A 2,632-nucleotide genomic window follows, 5' to 3' on the forward strand; every position below is an offset into this window, starting at 1 on the left:
CAGTCCCATCGCCTACGAGACGGCACTCGACACAACATCAACTACCCTGGCCCAAGCCGCATAGCCCGTGTCCAAGATTCCGGGTCAAGCCCCGTGGGGCATCACCCAAAAGAGTGTCACCGCTTGACGCGGCCACGGGCGGCGAGAGCCGCCAGGCCGAGCATTGCGGGTTCGACAAGACGGGACAGCATCTCGGCGTACGTTCCAACGGTGGTCAGTTCCTGGCTCGATGACCGGAACACCACCGAATTGATTACCACGCGCATGGACTTCTCGAATCGCTGAGACGTCAGACGCTGACCGAGCGGCCCGTCGGGATTGACGGGAGTGGTCGTATCGTTCGTCATCGAGGTGCTCTGGCCTATCAGCCGGCCACTGCTCTCGGCTTTCACAGCATCCTTTGGTACGCCCCACAGCATCATCACGAGCACGGTCGCGGCCATGGACCCGAGCAGCCAGCCAAAGGCGCGGGAAGCACGTAGGCCATAGCCCGAAACAGCCCAGTAGACGGAAAGCAGCGAGCGCTCGGCGCGGGGCCGTTTGGTGTCGTGACGCCGCATCTGTCGGGTAGGCCCCGCCCCTCTCGGGACGAGGCCCCCCTCAGAACCGTGCGTGCCACTCGTCGCGGCACACGGCTCAAGCAGACCCCTCGGGCAGCACTTGATTCTGCGCTTGGCCGTAGTCATGGGACGCGTGATGCCTCCGATGACAGTCGGAGTGGACCAGGGCTTGGTTGGACGCCTGATCTGACCCGCCGCGTGAGCGGTAGGTCAGATGATGCTTGTGAATCGTCCGGTAGCTGGCGTGGAACCAGTTGGCCCAGTCGCGGACTGAGGCAGGTTCGTACGTCGCTCCATCGATCAGGTCAAGTCCGCACAGCGGACAGAGTCCCTTCTGCCTGGCTGCGAGATTGACGGCGAACTTGCCGTCTGCCTGCGGGTGTTTCCGCTTACGCGTTCGTTCCCGCCAGTACTCCGCCAGTTCCGGGTCGTCCTTGGACGCTGCACCCTTCACCATCACGTGGCGTTGGATGTTCGTCCATCCGAACTTGCCCATAAAGGCACCGGTCTCCTTGTCGCCGAAGACCCAGTTGTCCTGCCGGGTTGGGTTGAAGCGGCCGAAGTACGCGCTCTTGACCCAGCTGCGCGACTTCTGAGCGTGCCGTCTCTTTGCCCACCTGTACGCCCGCTTGTACAGCCACCAATCCAGTTTGTTGAACGTCTCGCTGGATACGGCGCTTCGGTAGTAGGTGGCCCAACCTTTGATCAGGGGGTTCACATTGCGGATCAGATCCGTTGTTCTGGCCGCTGCCATGCGCTCGCATCGGCCAGTGATCTCCCTCTTGACCTTCTGCACCGCTGCCTTGCTGGGCTTGATCAGGAGCTTCTCGTCGTACCTACTGACGTTGAATCCGAGGAAGTCGAAACCCTCCGACGCGTGGACCACATGGGTCTTCTCGTCGTTGAAGGTCAGCCCTCTCGGCATCAGCCAGTCGATGAGCTTCTCCTTGATCTGCCATGCTTCAGCCTCCGTTGCGCACATGACGACGAAGTCGTCGGCGTAGCGGACCAGCGTCGGGATGTTTCTCCGAGACCTCTGTAGTTGCGTGAGGCTCGGATCGTATCCAGCAGCGATTTCCATGCCATGGAGTGCAATGTTGAGCAGCAGGGGGCTGATCACCCCGCCCTGCGGCGTTCCCTCCTCGGTGGGGGCGAACCTGCCGTTCTCCATTACCCCGGCCTTCAGCCATCCTCTGATCTCCCGGCAGGCCGGGAAGTCGCCAATGGCATCCAGCAAGCGGTCATGGTCGATGCGGTCGAACGCGCTGGACAGGTCAGCGTCCAGGACCCAGACCTTCTTGGCGCCCTTGCGGGCGAGTGTCTGGAATATCGCGCCAATCGCGTCATGGCACCCTCGTCCGGGCCTGAAGCCGTAACTTCGCCCTTCAAAACGTGCCTCCCATTCCGGCTCCAGGGCGTTCTTCACCCTGGCCTGCTCCACTCGGTCCCGGATCGTGGGGATGCCCAGTGGTCGCTTCTTGCCGTTCGCCTTCGGGATGTGCACCCGCCGCACCGGCAGTGGCCTGAACCGCGGCTCCGCGGTCAGCTCCCGCAGGAGTTGTCCTCGTTGCCGTTCCTCGACCACGACCGCCCCGTCGACTCCGGGGGTGCGGCGTCCGGCGCTGAGCTGTGTCACTCGGCGGATCGAAACGATCGTGTTGCTTCGTGACCTCAGCATCAACTTCTGCAGATTTCTGACCCTCTTCGGGTCTTCTTCACGTGCCGCCTTGAAGATCCGCTGCCTCAGTCGCCGGACGTCCGCCTCCGCTTTGGCCCAGTCGGTACTGCGCCATTGCTCGGCGTCGCTCAGGGCCATTGTCACGTCGGCTGCCTCAGATTCCGTCGCGACGGTCACGACGGTCACGTCAACCACCTCCGCGTCCACTCCGGTCTCCTGACTTTCGGTCTCATTGCGTTGGCATCTTCAAAGGTCCACCAGCCCCGCGTCAGCTCGCTTTCGCGCCCAGCCAACTGGCTGGTATCCGCCGGGTTATAGGCGGCGGCTGAGGTGCCGTCGTCCGCCCTTTCCCCTGGGCTTTCGCCCCAGCGGCCTTTGCTTCTCGGGCCTTCCT

The 2,632-nt window shown here is 63.0% G+C and carries 2 protein-coding genes; both read right to left on the reverse strand.

The features are described from left to right. Nucleotides 1–116: 116 nt before the first annotated feature. Complete coding sequence (locus tag ACWD3I_RS49090; RefSeq protein WP_451084467.1) at nt 117–443, reverse strand: hypothetical protein; 327 nt, start codon at nt 441–443, stop codon at nt 117–119. 193 nt (nt 444–636) lie between these two features. Beyond that, the gene (gene ltrA / locus ACWD3I_RS49095) at nt 637–2,424 is read right to left on the reverse strand and encodes a group II intron reverse transcriptase/maturase (protein ID WP_365414158.1); all 1,788 of its coding nucleotides are present in this window, start codon (nt 2,422–2,424) and stop codon (nt 637–639) included. Nucleotides 2,425–2,632 lie beyond the last annotated feature (208 nt).

The organism is Streptomyces sp. NPDC002817, from assembly GCF_053592055.1.